Origin of the sequence: Flavobacterium aestivum, assembly GCF_026870175.2 — a bacterium.
GTDB lineage: Bacteria > Bacteroidota > Bacteroidia > Flavobacteriales > Flavobacteriaceae > Flavobacterium > Flavobacterium aestivum.
Window position 1 is genome coordinate 3,061,151 of the sequence record NZ_CP113977.2, and the last position, 21,612, is coordinate 3,082,762.

A 21,612-nucleotide genomic window follows, 5' to 3' on the forward strand; every position below is an offset into this window, starting at 1 on the left:
AAAGATAGTTAAAAAATACTCTGGGAATTGTCATAGCCCAGAGTATTTTTTGGGGCTCATAATTATTTGATTAAATAGAGATAACCATCTTTTTTAACACTTTGCGGTTTACCAAGACCATCGCTAGTATCATAGCTTAAGATATAGAAATAGGTACCGGTTGGTAAACCTTCTCTTTTATTGATGGTAGTTCTACCTTCTGAATATCCTCTAAAAGCATTGCTGCCATTATTATAATTGTCTTTCTCGAATACTAAAACCCCCCAACGGTTGAAAACCTCAAGTCTGATGTTTTTGTAACAATCGTTGTCGTCCAGATTATCAATTTGGAAATAATCATTTCTACCGTCCTCATTCGAAGTGAAAGCATTATGAATCACTAAGCTTTTGCAAGGAAGCACTTTACAGTCATCATTAATGTTCAGTACAAGGAATATGCTTCTAGGACAATCCCCGGCAATTTTATATTCAAAATGATAGGTGCTAATAGGAAGTCCAAAGGCATTAAGGATATTTCCGTTTACAGCTCCGGTATGATCAGAGTCTACCCAAACTCCGTCTCTAGGAGTTCCCTCAGGAAGGAAAGTAAATAGATCCACCGGGGTAGTATCTGCATTACAAGGAGATCTGTCACTAGGAATGGTTATGGTAACTGATTCTATTCCCGCCACATTAATGGTAATGGTAGCAGTAGAACAATTGTTAGGATTAGCAGCCTCACAGATTTGATAATCGAAGACGTATTGTCCCGCAGCCACATTATTTGCAATGGTGATGTTACCTTGGTCATCTATGGTGATGAATTGTCCAAGAGCGGTTAGCAATTTGAATTTAAAGTCAGCCGGATTGGCTACCACACCATTTAATAAATCATTGCTCAAGGCATTTCGAACCCCTTCCAGAACAGAACATTGTGTAACACTAAAGGTGTCATTTGTGGCTTGAATAACAAGAGGGGTATTTACAACAGTAATGGTAACCAGAGCAGAGTCACAATTACCGGCATCCGCTATTTCGCATATTTGATACGTTAGGGTATAGGTACCGCTAGGAGCATTCTCTTTTACATCAACAGATCCATCGGTGTTTAGAGTGATAGCCCCGTTAGGATCCGGAACCAAAATCGATAAGGTAACATCGGCAGGATTAACCGCAACGGTGTTTAAGTTGTCATTGTTAAAGACATTCAATATGTTTTTCACCCCATGCAATCCATCTACAGTACTGGCAGTATCATCTACCGCATCGATTAAGAATGTTGGTCTGGCGGTACACAACGGATCAGAAGGAGGGTAGTTAACAACAATAGTTTCACTTGGGTTTAAGGTGAATGTTACCGATGCGGTAGGTCGTGTGTTTTCAAAACCATCAGGGGCTTCAATCCATTTTTGACCCTCTAGCACCCAACCAGGCCAATCGGTACCATTACCGTTTTGATCCACAGTAGCCCCAGGCCATAACACTTTTCCGCTTAGCGGTAAGTTGGTCATAGTGCTAACAACGTTGTTTTTACTGTCAGTCCATGTCAATGTTAAACCATTTACTGGAGTAAAGTTATTGGCAGTGGCAGTATAACTGAAGTAAGGTACATCGTTGATACAGATCCCTTCTCCAGAGATGGTCATGCTTGGCGCTTCTATGTTTACCGTTACAGTGGCAGAATCACAATTGGTGTTATTTAGTTTTTCACAAATTTGGTACACCAATGTTTGAGGACCAACAGGGGCATCGGCCAACACATCTATAGAACCATCCGGATTTAATTGCAGGAATGGGTTAGGTGTTACAGTGGTTAGAATAACATCGGCCGGATTAACCGCAGCTGCATTCAAAGTATCATTGGTAAACACATTGATCACATTAGGCGTGATTTGGTTCACCCCGACAATGGTACCGGCATTATCATCAACGGCATCAATAGGATGGGCACTCTCGTTTACAGTTTCATCATCAGTGGCACTTACAGGAGTGTTGGTAGGAGTTAATCCATCAGCTTTGGCTACATTGATAACGGATCCTTTGTCTAAATCCTCTTGAGTTACCGTATAGCTTTGGGTGTAGTCTAAACTGGCACCCGGAGCAAGGGTTTCTATAACAGTATCAAGTCCGGTTAATGGGTCTTTTACAGTTATTTGATGCAATGTGGTATTACCCGTATTTTTTACGTTTATGGTATAGTTAATCACATCACCAACAGCGCTAAAACTAGCAGTTGTGGTTGTTTTAGTAACCGTTAATCCGGGAGTAATACAAAACGTAATTACGTTAGGATTATCACCTGCTGGTGAATCACCGGATTGATCACTCACTACAGTATCATTAGGCGCAGTACCACTAACCGAAGCCTGATTGGTAATGCTTCCGTTATCGATATCGGCTTGGGTTACAGTATAAGTGGCTTTGTAAATCCAGGTTTCGGTAACCTCCAATATATTGTTGTTATTGCTGTCACCGCTTTGTAGCGCTATGGCAGATAAGCCAGCATGAAGATCAGTGACAGTTATATTGTGCAAACTCACAATACCGGAATTGGTCACTGTAAAGGTATAGGTTACCACATCGCCAACGGCTAGAGTAGAGCATCCGTTTGGTCCCACTTCTATATCATTGGTTTTTACTAAACGAATACCAGCGTTAGTACAGATAGGGATTACATTAGGATTATCACCCGTTGGGGAATCACCGGATTGGTCACTCACTGTGGCATTATTTGGCGCAGTACCACTAACCGATGCTTGATTGGTAATGCTTCCGTTATCAATATCGGCTTGGGTTACGGTATAAGTGGCTTTATAAATCCAGGTTTCTGTAACCTCAAGTATATTGTTGTTATTGCTATCACCGCTTTGTAGTGCTATGGCTGATAAACCGGTATGTGGGTCGGTAACAGTTATATTATGTAAACTCACATTGCCGGGATTCGTTACCGTAAAAGTATAAGTCACCACATCACCTACCGCTAGGACAGCGCATCCGTTTGGTCCAACTTCTATGTTGTTGGTTTTTACTAAAGCGATTTTAGGGTTAGTACAGATAGGGATTACATTAGGATTATTACCTGTTGGTGAATCACCTGATTGATCGGTCACTATGGTATTATTTGGTGCAGTACCATTAACATAAGCTTGATTGGTAATGCTTCCGTTATCAATATCGGCTTGGGTTACGGTATAAGTGGCTTTATAAATCCAAGTTTCAGTAACCTCCAATATGTTGTTATTATTGCTATCTCCGCTTTGTAGTGCTATTGCAGATAAACCAGTATGAGGGTCGGTGACAGTTATGTTGTGTAAACTTACATTACCGGGATTAGTTACTTTAAAGGTATAAGTCACCACATCACCAACCGCAAGAGTAGCGCATCCGTTTGGCCCAACTTCGATGTCATTGGTTTTGACTAAAGCAATTTTAGGATTAGTACAAATTGGGATTACATTAGGATTATCACCTGTTGGTGAATCACCAGATTGGTCAGTTACTACGGTGTTATTTGGCGCAGTACCGTTAACCGAAGCTTGATTGATAATGTTGCCATTATCAATATCGGCTTGAGTTACAGTATAAGTGGCTTTATAAATCCAAGTTTCTGTAACCTCCAATATGTTGTTATTATTGCTATCGCCGCTTTGTAATGCTATGGCAGATAAGCCGGTATGTGGGTCGGTGACAGTTATATTGTGTAAACTCACATTACCAGAATTAAACACTTTAAAGGTATAAGTCACTACGTCACCAACTGCTAGAGTAGCACATCCATTTGGTCCAACTTCGATGTCATTGGTTTTAACTAAAGTAATTTTAGGATTAGTACAAATAGTAATTACATTAGGAACATTACTTGTTGGTGAATCACCAGATTGATCGGTTACTACGGTGTTATTTGGTGCAGTACCATTAACCGAAGCTTGATTGGTAATGCTACCGTTATCAATATCGGTTTGGGTTACGGTATAAGTGGCTTTATAAATCCAGGTTTCAGTAACTTCTAAGATATTGTTATTATTACTATCGCCGCTTTGTAGTGCAATGGCAGATAAACCAGTATGAGGGTCGGTGACAGTTATATTGTGCAAACTCACATTACCTGGATTAGTCACCTTAAAGGTATAAGTAACTATATCACCAACTGCTAAGATAGCGCATCCGTTCGGACCAACTTCAATGTTATTATTTTTTACTAAATTAATATTAGGATTAGTACAAATAGGAATTACATTAGGATTATTATCCGTTGGCGAATCACCAGATTGGTCGGTTACTATGGCATTATTAGGCGCAGTACCATTAACCGAAGCTTGATTAGTAATGCTTCCGTTATCAATATCAGCTTGGGTTACAGTATAGGTAGCTTTATAAATCCAAGTTTCGGTAACCTCTAGTTTATTATTGTTATTGCTATCACCACTTTGTAACACAATTGCGGATAAACCGGTATGAGGGTCGGTAACAGTTATATTATGTAAACTCACATTACCAGGATTAGTTACTGTAAAAGTATAAGTCACTACATCGCCAACTGCTAAGGTAGCGCATCCGTTTGGTCCAACTTCTATGTTATTACTTTTTACTAAAGTAATTTTAGGTGTTTGAGTCAAAGGAGTCATTGTACAATCAGGACATTGAGGATTAATAGGGCAAGATGTACAAGGTGTAGGATCAGTAGATGTGTCTTTTACGTCAGCACCGGTTGGAGGTGTACCAATAGCAGTAGCCCAGTTATAAACAACTCCAGAATCAATTTCATTTTGTGTAATGGCATGACTAGCAGTAAACGTAGAACTATCTGATGCGCCAGGAGCAAGAGACGCAATTGGACCACCAGAAACAACAGCATTAATATCCGTAACTTTAATGTTTGTTAGAGTTACGTTACTAGTATTAGTTATAACAAAATTATAGATTACTTTATCTCCAATATTTGTTATACCGTCTGCATTAGTGTCTTGATATGTTCCATCTTTGGTAATCTCAACAGAACATGAATTTATAGTTAAGATAACTGGAGTACGGTTCAAATTAGTACAAAGAGTAGTATTATTTACAGCTTGAGCATAATAAGTAACAGTTCCTACTGTATTTAGAGTTGGGCTGCTTATAGAACTACCTCCGATTGCAGTGGTATACCAATCAATATGTTGACCTGCTGGTACTGTGGCTGTAGCTGTTAATGTTTGTATTGAAGGAGCCATACATTCGGTTATGTTACCTCCGGAAATGGGTGGAGCTGGAAGTGAATTCACTGTTACAGATGTAGTTGCTGTTACAGCGGCACATCCGCCAGCAGCTGCAATAGTGTAGGTAACGGTATAGGTTCCGGCAGTACTTGAGCTTGGCGTAATTTCTCCAGTTGCAGCATCAATTGTTAATCCTGCTGTAGAGCTATAAATGCCACCAGTATAAATTCCAGTACCAGTTAAGGTCACAGACTGAGTAGTTACCGAAGTACACCAAGGAGAACCTGAATAGGAGATATGAGCTGTTGGCAAAGTTGTTATGGTAACCGAAGTAGTTGCTGTTACTGCTGCGCATCCACCAGCTGCGGCAATAGTATAAGTAACAGTATAGGTTCCGGCTGTACTGGTACTTGGGGTTATTGTACCAGTTGAAGCGTTAATAGTCAGACCTACAGTTGAGCTATACACTCCACCAGTATAAACTCCGGTTCCAGTTAAGGTTACCAATTTGGCTGTTGCCGAAGTACACCAAGGAGAACCTGAGTAAGAGATATTCGCAGTTGGCAAAGCAGTTATTTTTACCGAAGTAGTTGCTGTTACAGCTGCGCATCCTCCAGCTGCGGCAATAGTATAAGTAACGGTATAGGTTCCGGCAGTACTGGTGCTTGGAGTAATTTCTCCAGTTGCAGCATCAATTGTCAAACCAGCTGTGGAGCTATAAACACCACCAGTATAAATTCCAGTACCAGTTAAGGTTACTGACTGAGTAGTTGCAGTAGTACACCAAGGAGAACCTGAGTAGGAAATACTCGCAGTTGGTAAAGTTGTTATGGTTACTGAAGTGGTTGCTGTTACAGCGGCGCATCCACCAGCTGCGGCAATAGTATAGGTAACGGTATAGGTTCCCGCTGTACTAGTGCTTGGGGTTATTGCACCAGTTGAAGCGTTAATAGTCAGACCAGCTGTTGAGCTATACACTCCACCGGTATAAACTCCTGTTCCGGTTAAGGTTACAGACTTGACTGTTGCCGAAGTACACCAAGGAGAACCTGAGTAAGAGATATTGGCAGTTGGCAAAGCGGTTATTTTTACCGAAGTAGTTGCTGTTACAGCGTTGCATCCTCCAGCAGCTGTAATAGTATAAGTAATGGTATAGGTTCCGGCAGTACTGGTGCTTGGAGTAATTTCTCCAGTTGCAGCATCAATAGTTAAGCCCGCAGTTGAGCTGTAAACTCCACCGGTATATACTCCGGTACCTGTTAGGGTTACAGACTGAGTAGTTGCTGTCGTACACCAAGGAGAACCCGAGTAAGAGATATTGGCAGTTGGCAAAGTTGTTATGGTTATGGAAGTGGTTGCTGTTACAGCGGCGCATCCGCCAGCTGCTACAGTGGTATAGGTAACAGTGTAGGTTCCTGCTGTACTGGTGCTTGGGGTTATTGCACCTGTTGAAGCATTAATAGTTAGACCTGCTGTTGAGCTGTACACTCCACCAGTATAGGCTCCGGTTCCGGTTAAGGTTACAGACTTGGCAGTTGCAGTAGTACACCAAGGTGAACCTGAGTAAGAGATATTGGCAGTCGGTAAAGCGGTTATGGTTACCGAAGTGGTTGCTGTTACAGCGGCACATCCGCTAGATGCTGCAATAGTGTAGGTAACGGTATAGGTTCCCGCTGTACTGGTGCTTGGAGTAATTTCTCCAGTCGAAGCATCAATAGTCAAGCCTACGGTTGAGCTATAAACTCCACCGGTTGCACCTGTTAAAGTTACTGACTGAGTAGTTGCAGTAGTACACCAAGGAGAACCTGAGTAGGAGATATTGGCATTTGGCAAAGTTGTTATGGTTACGGAAGTTATTGCTGTTACAGCCGCGCATCCGCCAGCTGCTGCAGTGGTATAGGTAACAGTGTAGGTTCCCGCTGTACTGGTGCTTGGGGTTATTGCACCTGTTGAAGCATTAATAGTTAGACCAGCTGTTGAGCTGTACACTCCACCAGTATAGGCTCCGGTTCCAGTTAAGGTTACTGACTTGACAGTTGCAGTAGTACACCAAGGAGAGCCAGAATAGGAGATATTAGCAGTTGGTAAAGCGGTTATGGTTACTGAAGCAGTTGCTGTTACAGCTGCACATCCGCTAGATGCTGCAATAGTGTAGGTAACGGTATAGGTTCCCGCTGTACTGGTGCTTGGAGTAATTTCTCCAGTCGAAGCATCAATAGTCAAGCCTACAGTTGAGCTATAAACTCCACCGGTTGCACCTGTTAAAGTTACTGACTGAGTAGTTGCAGTAGTACACCAAGGAGAACCTGAGTAGGAGATATTGGCAGTTGGCAAAGTTGTTATGGTTACCGAAGTTGTTGCTGTTACAACGGCACATCCGCTAGCTGCCGCAACAGTATAGGTAACAGTATAGGTTCCGTCTGTACTGGTGCTTGGGGTTATTGCACCTGTCGAAGGATCAATAGTCAAGCCCGCTGTTGAGCTATACACTCCACCGGTATAGGCTCCGGTTCCAGTTAAAGTTACAGACTTGGTAGTTGCAGTAGTACACCAAGGAGAACCTGAGTAGGAGATATTGGCAGTTGGCAAAGCGGTTATGGTTACCGAAGTAGTTGCCGTTACAGCGGAGCATCCGCCAGCTGCTGCAATAGTGTAGGTAACAGTATAGGTTCCTGCTGTACTGGTGCTTGGGGTTATTTCTCCAGTTGAGGCATTAATAGTCAGACCTGCTGTTGAGCTGTAAACTCCTCCAGTATAAACTCCGGTTCCAGTCAAGGTTACAGACTTGGCAGTTGCTGTCGTACACCAAGGAGAGCCTGAGTAGGAGATATTGGCAGTTGGCAAAGCGGTTATGGTTACCGAAGTGGTTGCTGCTACAGCGGCACATCCGCCAGCTGCCGCAATAGTATAAGTAACAGTATAGGTTCCTGCTGTACTGGTGCTTGGGATTATTTCTCCAGTTGCAGCATTAATAGTCAAGCCTGCTGTTGAACTGTAAACTCCACCTGTGTTTCCAGTTAAGGCTACCGATTGGGAAGCTGCTGTTGTACACCAAGGAGAGTCTGAGTAGGAGATACTCGCAGTTGGTAATGCTGTTATGGTTACTAAAGTAGTCGCTGTAACTGCAGCGCATCCTCCAGCTGCTGCAATGGTGTAGGTAACGGTATAGGTTCCGGCTGTACTGGTACTTGGTGTAATTTCTCCAGTTGCAGCATCGATAATCAAACCTGCTGTAGAGCTGTAAACTCCGCCAGTATAAACCCCAGTTCCAGTCAAGGTCACCGATTGGGCAGTTGCTGTCGTACACCAAGGAGAACCTGAGTAAGAGATATTGGCTGTTGGTAACGCAGTTATTGTTACTGATGTAGTTGCTGTTACAGCAGCACATCCAGCTGCTGCGGCAATAGTATAGGTGACGGTATAGGTTCCGGCTGTACTGGTGCTTGGGGTTATTTCTCCAGTTGCAGCATTAATAGTCAATCCAGCTGTTGAGCTGTAAACTCCGCCAGTATAAACTCCGGTTCCGGTCAAGGTCACCGATTGGGCAGTTGCTGTAGTACACCAAGGAGAATCAGAGTAAGAGATATTGGCTGTTGGTAACGCAGTTATTGTTACTGATGTAGTTGCTGTTACAGCCGCACATCCACCAGCTGCGGCAATAGTATAGGTAACGGTATAGGTTCCGGCTGTACTGGTGCTTGGCGTTATTGCACCTGTCGAAGGATCAATAGTCAAGCCCGCTGTTGAGCTATACACTCCACCGGTATATACTCCGGTACCTGTTAGGGTTACAGACTGAGTAGTTGCTGTCGTACACCAAGGAGAACCTGAGTAGGAGATATTGGCATTTGGCAAAGCTGTTATGGTTACCGAAGTGGTTGCGGTTACAGCGGAGCATCCGCCAGCTGCAGCAATGGTATAGGTAACGGTATAGGTTCCGGCTGTACTGGTGCTTGGGGTTATTTCTCCAGTTGAGGCATTAATAGTCAGACCTGCTGTTGAGCTGTAAACTCCGCCTGTATTACCGGTTAAGGTTACTGACTGAGGAGTTACCGTTTTACACCAAGGTGAACCTGTATAGGAAATACTTGCAGTTGGTAATTGTGTCACTTTTATAGAAACTGGTTCTGAAAATACAGTTCCGCAAGCACCATTAACTACTGCTCGATAATATGTTGTAGTTGTTAGACCACTTGCTGTGTAGGTAGTAACTCCAGAGGTACTTGGAATAGTTGTCCAATTACTAGTCCCATTAGGAGATGATTCCCATCTGTCAACAGTTCCTGTTTGACCTGATAATTTTAATTCTGTGCTATTACTAACAGAACAAACGGTACTTTCTCCGCTAATTATTCCAGCTGCAGTTGTAAGCAAGAAATTAACATCAATAGGATCTGCAAAATCCTTTGGTTGTGCTCCACCACCAGCTGAAGTTTTTGATTTTACAAAAATGGATTTTATTCTAATATTTGCACAGGGATCAACATCTTTTAATAATGCAGTTAAATCAACAGCTCCTTCAATAAATGTATTTGTGCTATAAGTATTTCCCCCGAACACTTTATAAAGTGAAGGGGTATTAATAGTTCCGCTATTTGTTGCTGCATATACTGAGTTAGCAGGAGGTGTATGTGATACATATTTATAACCTGTTCCGTCATTTTCCCAAACACTATATTCAAAACCAGCCATACCACTAGTAAAAGTTACAGTAAGAATAAAATCGTTTTCTGTTCGACCTCCAGAAGAACTTAGAGGAACAGAGGTTGAAAATCCACCAGAAAGATTACCAGCGCTATAGTTTTTTGTTAAACGATCTTGAAGGAATTCAAAATCCATATAGGCATTTGCAGTGCTGGCACTTAATCGATCTGCAGCAAAAACGGCCCATACATGACCATCTTTTGTAGTAAAATGGAGCAGTACGTTATTCATGTCGGTTTTGTCATTGGCACCACCCGTTACCCATGTCATAATATTTGGGTTATCATCTATTTTAATACCTCCAGAAAATATGTTATCCGAGGTGCTATAAGGGTCTGTTAAATGGAAAGTAGTTACAGAATTTACAGGAACTCCTGCATTTGTAAGTACAAAACCACCGCTTCCAGTCCCAGCTAACCAGTCACCCGCTGTTGAATTTGCCTGAAGATTTCCTAAAATGCTGAAACCTCCACTTGGTGGATTAACTGTTACTGTACCCGTACCAATTTGGGCAATTGTTATAGTTGAATAACTCAAGAAGCATACTAAAAAAAAGGTAAACAATTTTGTCGAATGGGTAAAAAATGTTTTCATATTGATTTTTTTTAAATCGTTAGAAAGTATTATGAGTATATAGTGAAACCCACATATAATAGGACATACGTGAATTGTTGAATAGCTAATTTTATAAAACTATAGAGCTTTATAAAAATCAAATAAATAGACTTTGTGGTTACTCGAATAAGTAGCAAAAAACCAAAATCCTTGATAATTGATTTATGCTTTTTTAAGTTTTACTTACTTTGAATTTTGAGTAATGTATTGATAAAATATAGTAGAAGCAATCTTGTACAAAAAGAATGCTTATAAGAAAAAGTAAGTTTTTATTCCCATATATTTTAGTGTTAAGTTAATACTAGATTAGGGTCTTTTTATATATTATCGTATCCAATTTTTTTTATTTTTACCTTTGTAACTTATTGGTAGTAATAAAGTTAAGTATTAATATTTAATTATGGTACTAAAATTCCATTAATAGCATAAAAACTCGTTAAAAAACAATCTTTTAAAATTATGCTGAAAATTATTTCATTTTGCTTCTGTTTTTTTGCTAATTATCTAGTTATTAGGTGATAATTGTAGGAAAGAATTAAAAAAATATTTCAGATTTTAAAAGAAAAGATAAAAGGCTACCTTGATTGGGTAGCCTTTTTGGTTCAGAGGATTGTTTTTGGATTATAATGCTGTGATAATAAATTCGCTGCGTCTGTTTTGTTGGTGTTCTTCTTCGGTACATTTTACGCCATCGGAGCAGTTGTTATACAATAGACTTTCCCCATATCCTTTGCTGGATAATCGGTTAGGGTTGATACCGTTTTTGATAAGCCATTCTCTGGTAGATTTGGCTCTTCTGTCGGACAAGCCTTCGTTGTATTTGGCGCTACCTCTACTATCGGTATGAGAGCGGATGTCGATTTTCATGTTTGGATACTCGGCCATTACGTCCAATATTTTGGCAAGATCCAAAGCGGCTACTGGTTTAATGTCGGATTTATCAAATTCAAAATAAATCCATTTGATGCCAAAGCATTTACCTAAGTCATCTCCAACGGCCACTTTACATAGCGCTTTTTCGAAAGTAAGGTTGAGTTGGGTTTTACAGTCTTTCTCGGCAATGGTTACCGTTTTTTCGGTAGTGGTATATTCTTCTTTTTCGGCTCTTACGCTATAGGTTTTTTCCCCTTCAATATCAAAGGAATAGTATCCTTTATCATCGGATTCGGTGGTTTTAAGCAATTTGTGCTGATCGTCATATAGGGAGACCTTAGATTTGGGAAGCATTTCGTTGGTTGCCAATTCAGAAGTGGTACCGTTTAACTCATATTTGCATTTTATGGGTCTTGTTTCCAGGAATTTATAGATATCATCATACCCTTTGCCGTTGTCCCTATTGGAGGAGAAGAACCCGATTCTACTTTTAGTATCAATTAGATAGGCAAAATCATCTTTAGGGGAGTTTACCTCGGCGCCCACATTTTGTACCGGACCAAAAGTTCCGTCCTCCTTGATTTGGGATACAAATACATCGAGTCCGCCAAGACCGGAATGGGTATCGGATGCAAAATAGATTTCATTGTCATCTGTAACAAACGGAAAGGTTTCCTTACCGGGCGTATTGATGGTTTTGCCTAAATTCACCGGAATGCCATAAGTCCCATCGCTATTGATACTAACCTTAAAAATATCCGATTCCCCTAAAGTACCCGGCATGTCCGATGCAAAGTACAATGTTTTCTCATCGGGACTAAGGGCAGGGTGTGCTGTACTGTAGTTATCGCTGTTAAAGGGTAACTCGGTTACATTGGTCCAGTCATTTTTGGCATAACTGGCTTTGTATATTTTAACCAAAGTAATTTTATTGTCGTCTTTCCCTTTTTTGCCTTCCAGATAATTATTTCTGGTAAAATACATGGTATTGCCGTCTTTGGTAAAAACAGCACTCGCTTCATGGAATTTTGATTTCACTCCAGGGGCAAACTTTTTAGGAGGTCCTGGGGTTAGGGAGTCTCCGGTTAGATCGCAGATATAAAGGTTAGTAAAATATTGATCGGTCCAGGTATGTTTTCTTTGCCCTAAGCTACCGGTATCTCTGGAGGAAGTAAAAACGAGTTTTCCGTTATAAAAGGAGCTACCGTAATCGGAATATTTAGAGTTCACACCGGCATCTTTGACTTTATATCTGCCGGAATTGGCTTTTATTTTATCGAGATAGTTCACCTCTTTGATGTAGGTTTCTCCTTTGGCGGGATCCTTGGATTTCTCATTGTAGAGTTTCAGCATTTCATTGGCTTTATCATTCTCCCCAATAGATCGCAAGCAATGGGCATAACGATAATAGTATTCCGGATCTACAGAAGAGGTTATGGCAAAGAGTTCCCCATACCATTTGGCGGCTTTGTCCAACTCAGCATTGAAGAAATAGGCATTGCCTAATTTCTGGTACATCTCAGCCGATTTGTATCCTTTGTTGGATACTCGCTCATAGGTCTTTATGGCATCTATATAAGCATAGTTATCATATTTTTTATCCGCATTAGATACCTTGCCCTTTTGGGCATAATTGTTAAATGAAAAAAGACCGAGTATCATCAGGTAGAGTAGAATGTTATTTTTCATAATAATTATTTTTATAGGAATTTAAAATTGTCATTTATGGTTCACGTCATTTGGATTGGTTACCAGACAGCTCATTGAATTTTTTCAGGTTCTCACCGGCTTTTTGGGTTTCTCCAATAGCTCTTAATGCAATGGAATAGCGGTAATAATATACAGGTTCCAGATTGGTTGTCATCTCACATAATTCACCGTAACATTTGGCGGCCTTCTCCAGTTGTTCATTAAAGAAATAAGAGTCGCCCAATTTCTTTAGCATATCTGGGGATTTATATCCTTTCTCGGAGACTCTTTCATAGGTTTTTACGGCGTCAATATAGGTGTAATTGTCTTTTTTTTGGGGCTCCTTAGAAGCAGCTTTTACTTTTTGGGCATAACTGCTAAGAGAGAAAAGTCCCAGTATAGTCAGATAAAATAGTAGGTTCTTTTGCATAACGATTGGCTTTAGGGTGATTCAGGTTTATCTTTTGCATGTTCTCATTACAGATCAATTACTTGATGCGATTTCCGGATAATTCATTGTATTTTTTCAAATTTTCACTGGCCTTTTTATCTTCCCCAATCGCTTTTAGGGAGATGGCGTAGCGGTAATAGTATTCAGGTTCCACATCGGTGGTTAGGGCAAATAACTCGGCATAACATTTGGCGGCTTTCTCAAATTCATCATTGAAGAAATAGGCATTGCATACTTTTTTGAGCATAAAAATGGATTTATATCCTTTCTCGGTAACTCTTTCGTAGGTTTTTACAATATCGATATAAGCGTAATCACCCATCTTCTTGGGGCTGTCAATATGGGTATTGATCTTTAATCGGTCACGTAAAGGATCAATATTTTTAGATCCAATAGAACCAACGGATTCAACTTTGGTCTCTACCGGAGCGGCTATCGCGGTTTCCTGTTTCACTAGGGGCTCTATCGGAATCGCTTCCTTTGTTTCCTCTTTTATTGGGGTTTTAACCGGTGTTGTTTCTTTGGTTTCCTGTTTCAGTTGGGGCTCTACTGGAGTTACAACCTGGGTATTTTGCTCTACGATTTTATCTATAACAGTTATAACCCGGGTGTTGTTGGGACCCAAATCGAAGGTGTTGATTAATTTAGGATCCGGTACGTCATAAGTGGTGGTGTGTCCTCCAAATGTTAAGTTAATGGTTTCTACTACATGATACGATTTTACAGTCTTTACCGTTTTAACCGTTTTTACGGAAGAGGTCATTGTTCCGGTTCTGGCATTTATTTGGTTGTCCGCTTTTTTTTTCACGCTTGTGTCAAGCTGAACGATTTGGGCAAAACCATTCAATGAGAGAATATTTGCTATGGCTATGTAAATAAGTATCTTCTTTTTCATGATAATTATTTTTAAAAGGAATCTTAGCGCATATCACCGTTTTTTAGATGTTTGCCATTACACTAGAAAAATCTAGGGGTAGACATTTTACTGTTTTTCTTGAATATTTCATAACGCAAGAATATCTCATGAGATCCGGAATTGTAATTATCCAGAGCAGTAGTTTCAAAATCATAGGCGTAACCTATATAGAACCCGTCAGAGATTTGAAACCCAGCCATGGCACTCACAGAGGCGCTCCATCTGTAGGCAACCCCCACAGTAAATTTTTCATTGAAGAGAAAGTTACCGGAAATATCAAATTGTAATGGGGCACCCTCAGTCACTTTGGCCATAAAAGTAGGTTTGAATTTTATGGAAGAATTCAGATCAAAAACATACCCACCAATTAAATAGTAGTTTATCTTTTCTTTATAAATAGCCACTTCATTGTCGTTATAGGCATTAGTTTCTATAAAATTCGGGATCGAAAACCCTACATAGGCCTTTTGGGAATGCAGGTAAATACCTGCTCCAATGTTGGGAGAAAAGTCATTGTCAATGTTTTGAAATTGAGGGTCGGTTTGATCACCAGGATTCAATTTGGTAACATCAATGCTAAAAATATTTGCAGTTCCTTTGATACCAAAAGAGAGTTTACAGGATTCAGAAAGGGGGATATAGTAGGATAGGTCCGCAGATATGGAATTGTTGGTGGAAGGACCAATTTCATCATTGACAATAGAGACTCCCAATCCAACCCTGCTGTTATTAAAAGGGGTATTTACAGAGACAGTATTGGTAATCGGGGCTCCATCAAGACCAACCCATTGCGTACGATGCAGGGCAAAAATACTTAATGCACCTCTTGTACCCGCATAGGCAGGATTTACATTTATTGTGTTATACATATATTGGGTATATTGTGCATCTTGCTGCGCAAAACTTGCAATGGCTGTAAACATCAAAACGAAAGAGAATAATTTTGTTTTCATAGTCGATATTTGTTGGTTAAAAATGGTTGTTACGTTTTTGTAACAATCTAGCTTTGAGGTATTTTGAAATGATATTGTAGTAATTGTATTAAAGATAGTTAAAAAATACTCTGGGAATTGTCATAGCCCAGAGTATTTTTTGGGGCTCATAATTATTTGATTAAATAGAGATAACCATCTTTTTTAACACTTTGCGGTTTACCAAGACCATCGCTAGTATCATAGCTTAAGATATAGAAATAGGTACCGGTTGGTAAACCTTCTCTTTTATTGATGGTAGTTCTACCTTCTGAATATCCTCTAAAAGCATTGCTGCCATTATTATAATTGTCTTTCTCGAATACTAAAACACCCCAACGGTTGAAAACCTCAAGTCTGATGTTTTTGTAACAATCGTTGTCGTCCAGATTATCAATTTGGAAATAATCATTTCTACCATCCTCATTCGAAGTGAAAGCATTATGAATCACTAAGCTTTTACAAGGAAGCACTTTACAATCATCATTAATGTTCAGTACAAGGAATATGCTTCTAGGGCAATCCCCGGCAATTTTATATTCAAAATGATAGGTGCTAATAGGAAGTCCAAAGGCATTAAGGATATTTCCGTTTACAGCTCCGGTATGATCAGAGTCTACCCAAACCCCGTCTCTAGGAGTTCCCTCAGGAAGGAAAGTAAATAAATCCACCGGAGTAGTATCAGCATTACAAGGAGATCTATCACTTGGAATGGTTATGGTAACTGATTCGATTCCAGCCACATTAATGGTAATGGTAGCAGTAGAACAATTGTTGGGATTAGCAGCCTCACAGATTTGATAATCGAAGACGTATTGTCCCGCAGCCACATTATTTGCAATGGTGATATTACCTTGTTCATCTATGGTGATGAATTGTCCAAGAGCGGTTAGCAATTTGAATTTAAAGTCAGCCGGATTGGCTACCACACCATTTAATAAATCATTGCTTAAGGCATTTCGAACCCCTTCCAGAACAGAACATTGCGTAACGCTAAAGGTGTCGTTTGTGGCTTGAATAACAAGAGGGGTATTTACAACAGTAATGGTAACCAGAGCAGAATCACAATTACCGGCATCCGCTATTTCGCATATTTGATAGGTTAAGGTATAGGTACCGCTAGGAGCATTCTCTTTTACATCAACAGATCCATCGGGGTTTAGAGTGATAGCTCCGTTAGGATCAGGAACCAAAATCGATAAGGTAACATCGGCCGGATTAACCGCAACGGTGTTTAAGGTGTCATTATTAAAGACATTCAATATGTTTTTCACCCCATGCAATCCATCTACGGTACTGGCAGTATCATCTACCGCATCGATTAAGAATGTTGGTCTGGCGGTACACAACGGATCAGAAGGAGGGTAGTTAACAACAATAGTTTCACTAGGGTTTAAGGTAAATGTTACCGATGCAGTAGGTCGTGTGTTTTCAAAACCATCAGGGGCTTCAATCCATTTTTGACCCTCTAGAACCCAACCAGGCCAATCGGTACCATTGCCGTTTTGATCCACAGTAGCCCCAGGCCATAACACTTTTCCGCTTAGCGGTAAGTTGGTCATAGTGCTAACAACGTTGTTTTTGCTGTCAGTCCAAGTCAATGTTAAACCATTTACCGGAGTAAAGTTATTGGCAGTGGCAGTATAACTAAAGTAAGGCACATCGTTGATACAGATCCCTTCTCCGGAGATGGTCATGCTTGGCGCTTCTATGTTTACCGTTACAGTGGCAGAATCACAATTGGTGTTGTTTAGTTTTTCACAGATTTGGTACACCAATGTTTGAGGACCCACAGGGGCATCAGCCAACACATCTATAGAACCATCCGGATTTAATTGCAGGAATGGGTTAGGTGTTACAGTGGTTAGAATAACATCGGCAGGATTAACCGCAGCTGCGTTTAAAGTATCATTGGTAAATACATTGATCACATTAGGCGTGATTTGGTTCACCCCGACAATGGTACCGGCATTATCATCAACGGCATCAATAGGATGGGCACTCTCGTTTACAGTTTCATCATCGGTGGCACTCACAGGCGTATTGGTAGGAGTTAATCCATCAGCTTTGGCTACATTGATAACGGATCCTTTGTCTAGATCCTCTTGAGTTACTGTATAGCTTTGGGTGTAGTCTAAACTGGCACCCGGAGCTAGGGTTTCTATAACAGTATCAAGTCCGGTTAATGGGTCTTTTACGGTTATTTGGTGCAATGTGGTATTACCTGTATTTTTTACGTTTATGGTATAGTTAATTACATCACCAACGGCGCTAAAACTGGCAGTTGTGGTTGTTTTGGTAACGGTTAATCCAGGAGTAATACAAAACGTAATTACATTAGGATTATCACCTGCTGGTGAATCACCGGATTGATCACTCACTACAGTATCATTAGGCGCGGTACCACTAACCGAAGCCTGATTGGTAATGCTTCCGTTATCGATATCGGCTTGGGTTACAGTATAAGTGGCTTTATAAATCCAGGTTTCGGTAACCTCCAGTATGTTATTGTTATTGCTATCACCGCTTTGTAGCGCTATGGCAGATAAGCCAGGATGAAGGTCAGTAACAGTTATGTTGTGCAAACTCACAATACCGGAATTGGTCACCGTAAAGGTATAGGTTACCACATCGCCAACGGCTAGAGTAGAGCATCCGTTTGGTCCCACTTCGATGTCATTGGTTTTTACTAAACGAATACCAGCGTTAGTACAAATAGGGATTACGTTAGGATTATCACCTGTTGGGGAATCACCGGATTGGTCACTCACTGTGGCATTATTAGGCGCGGTACCACTAACCGAAGCCTGATTGGTAATGCTTCCGTTATCAATATCGGCTTGGGTTACGGTATAGGTGGCTTTATAAATCCAGGTTTCGGTAACCTCAAGTATATTGTTGTTATTGCTATCTCCGCTTTGTAGTGCTATGGCAGATAAGCCGGTATGTGGGTCGGTAACAGTTATATTATGTAAACTCACATTACCCGGATTGGTCACTGCAAAGGTATAGGTTACCACATCGCCAACCGCTAGGACAGCGCATCCGTTTGGTCCAACTTCTATGTTGTTGGTTTTTACTAAAGCGATTTTAGGTGTTTGAGTCAAAGGTGTGATAGTACAATCTGGACATTGAGGGTTAATAGGGCAAGTTGTACAAGGTGTAGGATCAGTAGACATAGATGATATATCATCACCAGTAGGAGGAGTTCCAGTAACTTTAGACCAGTTATAAACAATTCCAGAATCTATATCACTTTGTGTTATTGCATGAATCGCGGTAAAAGTCGTACTATCTGTGGCACCAGGGGCAAGAGAAGCAATTGGGCCACCAGAAACAACAGCATTAATATCCGTAACTGTAATGTTTGTCATAGTTACGTTACTAGTATTGGTTACAACAAAATTATATATTACGTTATCTCCAATATTAGTTATGCCATCTGCATTGGTATCTTGATAGGTTCCATCTTTCGTAATTTTAAGCGAGCATGAGTTTATGGTTAAGACTACTGGAGTACGAGTAGAACTCACACAAGAAGTGATATTATTTACAGCTTGAGCGTAATAGGTAATAGTTCCTACAGTATTTAGAGTTGGGCTGCTTATAGGACTACCTCCAGTTGCAGAGGTATACCAATCAACATGCTGACCTGCAGGGGCTGTGGCTGTAGCTGTTAATGTTTGTATTGAAGGAGCCATACATTCGGTTATGTTGCCTCCGGAAATTGGTGGAACTGGCAGACTATTTACTGTTACAGTTGCAGATTTTTGACAACCAGTAGCATTAGTAAAAGTAATCACAGCTGTACCATTAGACACACCACTTACCAATCCTGTAGCAGAAACAGTGGCAACTGAAGGATTAGATGATACCCATGCATCAGAAGCAGCTCCTGTTGCAGATGCAGACAATTGTGTAGTTGAGTTTACACATACATTAAGTGTACCTGAAATTGTTAGTGTTGGATCTACATGAATGAGATAGGTTGATGTAGCTTTGGCACTTCCACAAGTATTATTACTGGTTACGGTCATAGTCAAGGTCACGGTTTTTCCCTCATCGGCAGCAACAGCAGTATAGGTTGGAGTCAAAGTAGTTGCATTACTTAAAGTACCTGCACCATTTTCTGTCCAAAGTATAGTTCCGTTTGAGGCTGTAGCTCCACTTACTGTTGCAGAAGAGTTGGAACAGATGGTTTGGCTTCCGCCTCCAGCAGATGCTATTGGTGCTCCATCATTTTTAATAATCACGTCGTCTGTACTACTAGGGCATGTTCCATTAGTTTCTGTCCAACGGAGAGTTATATTTTGATTAACCGGAACTGATGTTACAGTTGTTGTTGCCAAAGATGGCGAAGTAATCACGGCTGTTCCTGATGCTCCAACAAAACTCCAAACTCCCGTTCCTACAGAAGGAACAGCAGCCATGGTAAAAGTACTTGTGTTACATTTTGTCTGGTTTGGGCCAGCTACAGCAATTGGTGCAGCATCATTGGTCAAAACTACATCGTCTTCAGTGCTGCAAGTTCCATTTACAATTTTCCATTTCAGTACGGCAGCAGTTCCCGCTGGTACACCAGTTACACCAGATGTTGCTAAATGTATATTAGCAATAATTGCTGTTCCGCTAACTACTGTCCATGTGCCAGTACCTACAGATGCAGCATTACCTGCAAGTGTAAAACTTCCGTTATTACAGTTGGTTTGATTATTACCTGCTGATGCTGCAGTTGGAGCAAGATCATTGGTTAATGACACTGTATCCTCGGTGCTGCAAGTTCCATTTACAATTTTCCATTTTAGTACGGCCGTAGTTCCTGCTGGTACGCCAGTTACACCAGATGTTGCTAAATGTATACTAGTTATGTTTGCTGTTCCGCTTACAACAGTCCATGTACCTGTACCTATAGTTGGGATATTACCTGAAAGTGTAAAGTTCCCATTGTTGCACTGTGCTTGATTGTTACCGGCTTCTGCATCAGTAGGCAAAGGGGTTACAGTTATTGTTGCTTCACTTGTGTTAAATGTATTTAGACACAAACCATTATCTTTTATAACCGCTCTGTATTTGGTAGTTACAGTTAAATTAACTGCTGTATAAGTAGTTGTTGTATTAGGAATGTCATTCCATGTAGAGCCGCCATTTATGCTGTATTGCCATTTAGTAACTGTGGCATTGCTGGTAAGACCGCTTACATTTAAGACTGTGTTATTAACTCCTTCACATACATTTGCATCTGGAGCAACAGATCCTTTTAATGGTATTCCAAAACTAAGAGGGACATCTATACATCTACTTGAAGAAGGTGAGTTACCACTAACAGAGGCTAATTTTGTAAGATTGATTAAACCTGGGTTATTTGGATCACAAATATTTATGCCAATACTGCCAAAAGGAATATTGAATTCTAAAAATTGACCTCCACCAGCATTACAACCCGTAGAGCTACCGTTTGCAGCAGCAAGTCCATTATTAATGGCTAGAGGAGTTTTAGTACTTCCGTTTCCAGAATATAGAACGAAGCCACTACCATTTGAATTAAGCTCTAAAATATACTCAGCACCAGCTACACCTAAACTACCGCCAAATGAATCTGATGTTAATCCAGTTGTAGGGTTATTATCGGTATCTAGATATAGTCGGAAAAGCGCCGAACCTCCATTACCAATATTCATCCCTAATCTTAGTACTTGATCTTGGGTAATGACCTTAGCAAAGACTGTTCCTATTTGACATGTAGATGATGGACTTGACGTTATTTCTTGGCTAAAAACTATTCCAGTGGCATATTCATCACCAATTGCTCCAGGACCCGGGCAGTAATCTCCTTCAGAGGCATCTTGAGCATATCCATTTGCGAAAGAGACTAATAAAAGTAGTAAAACCAAAATTAAGGTTTGTTTTAGTTTTTTTTGAGGTAAAATTGGTTCCATTTTGATTTGTTTTAAATCGTTAGAAAGTATTTTGAGTAGGTATATAATGAAATTCACACTTAAAAATTCATGCAAATTTTTTGAATAAATAATTTTACAAAGCAATAAAGCTTTATAAAAAACAAGAAATAGTTATAGTGGTTGCCTTATTGATTGCATCAATAGGCAATAGAAAAATTCACGTTATTTTGTTGATTTATTTTATACTCTTGAAGTATCGCAAGTAAATAAATGCGCTACCAATGAGTATATACAAAGTCTGAAAAAGAAAGTAGTTTTGTTC

General features: G+C 40.3%; 6 protein-coding genes. All 6 read right to left on the minus strand.

Annotated features, from left to right (window positions below; genetic code table 11):
• Positions 1 to 62: 62 nt before the first annotated feature.
• Positions 63 to 10,472, minus strand: a complete 10,410-nt coding sequence (locus OZP08_RS13075) for a DUF7507 domain-containing protein (RefSeq protein WP_281322051.1) — start codon at positions 10,470 to 10,472, stop codon at positions 63 to 65.
• Between the two features lie 642 nt (positions 10,473 to 11,114).
• Positions 11,115 to 13,055, minus strand: a complete 1,941-nt coding sequence (locus OZP08_RS13080; RefSeq protein ID WP_268846528.1) for an OmpA family protein — start codon at positions 13,053 to 13,055, stop codon at positions 11,115 to 11,117.
• Positions 13,056 to 13,101: 46 nt separating this feature from the next.
• On the minus strand, positions 13,102 to 13,485 hold the full coding sequence (locus OZP08_RS13085; protein ID WP_281322052.1) for a tetratricopeptide repeat protein: 384 nt from the start codon (positions 13,483 to 13,485) through the stop codon (positions 13,102 to 13,104).
• Between the two features lie 58 nt (positions 13,486 to 13,543).
• The gene (locus OZP08_RS13090) at positions 13,544 to 14,401 is read right to left on the minus strand and encodes a tetratricopeptide repeat protein (RefSeq protein ID WP_281322053.1); all 858 of its coding nucleotides are present in this window, start codon (positions 14,399 to 14,401) and stop codon (positions 13,544 to 13,546) included.
• A gap of 62 nt (positions 14,402 to 14,463) precedes the next feature.
• Entirely contained in the window at positions 14,464 to 15,375 is a 912-nt protein-coding gene (locus OZP08_RS13095) for a PorP/SprF family type IX secretion system membrane protein (protein ID WP_268846523.1), read from the minus strand.
• A 152-nt stretch (positions 15,376 to 15,527) separates the two neighbouring features.
• Positions 15,528 to 21,329, minus strand: a complete 5,802-nt coding sequence (locus tag OZP08_RS13100) for a DUF7507 domain-containing protein (protein WP_281322054.1) — start codon at positions 21,327 to 21,329, stop codon at positions 15,528 to 15,530.
• Positions 21,330 to 21,612: the final 283 nt, after the last annotated feature.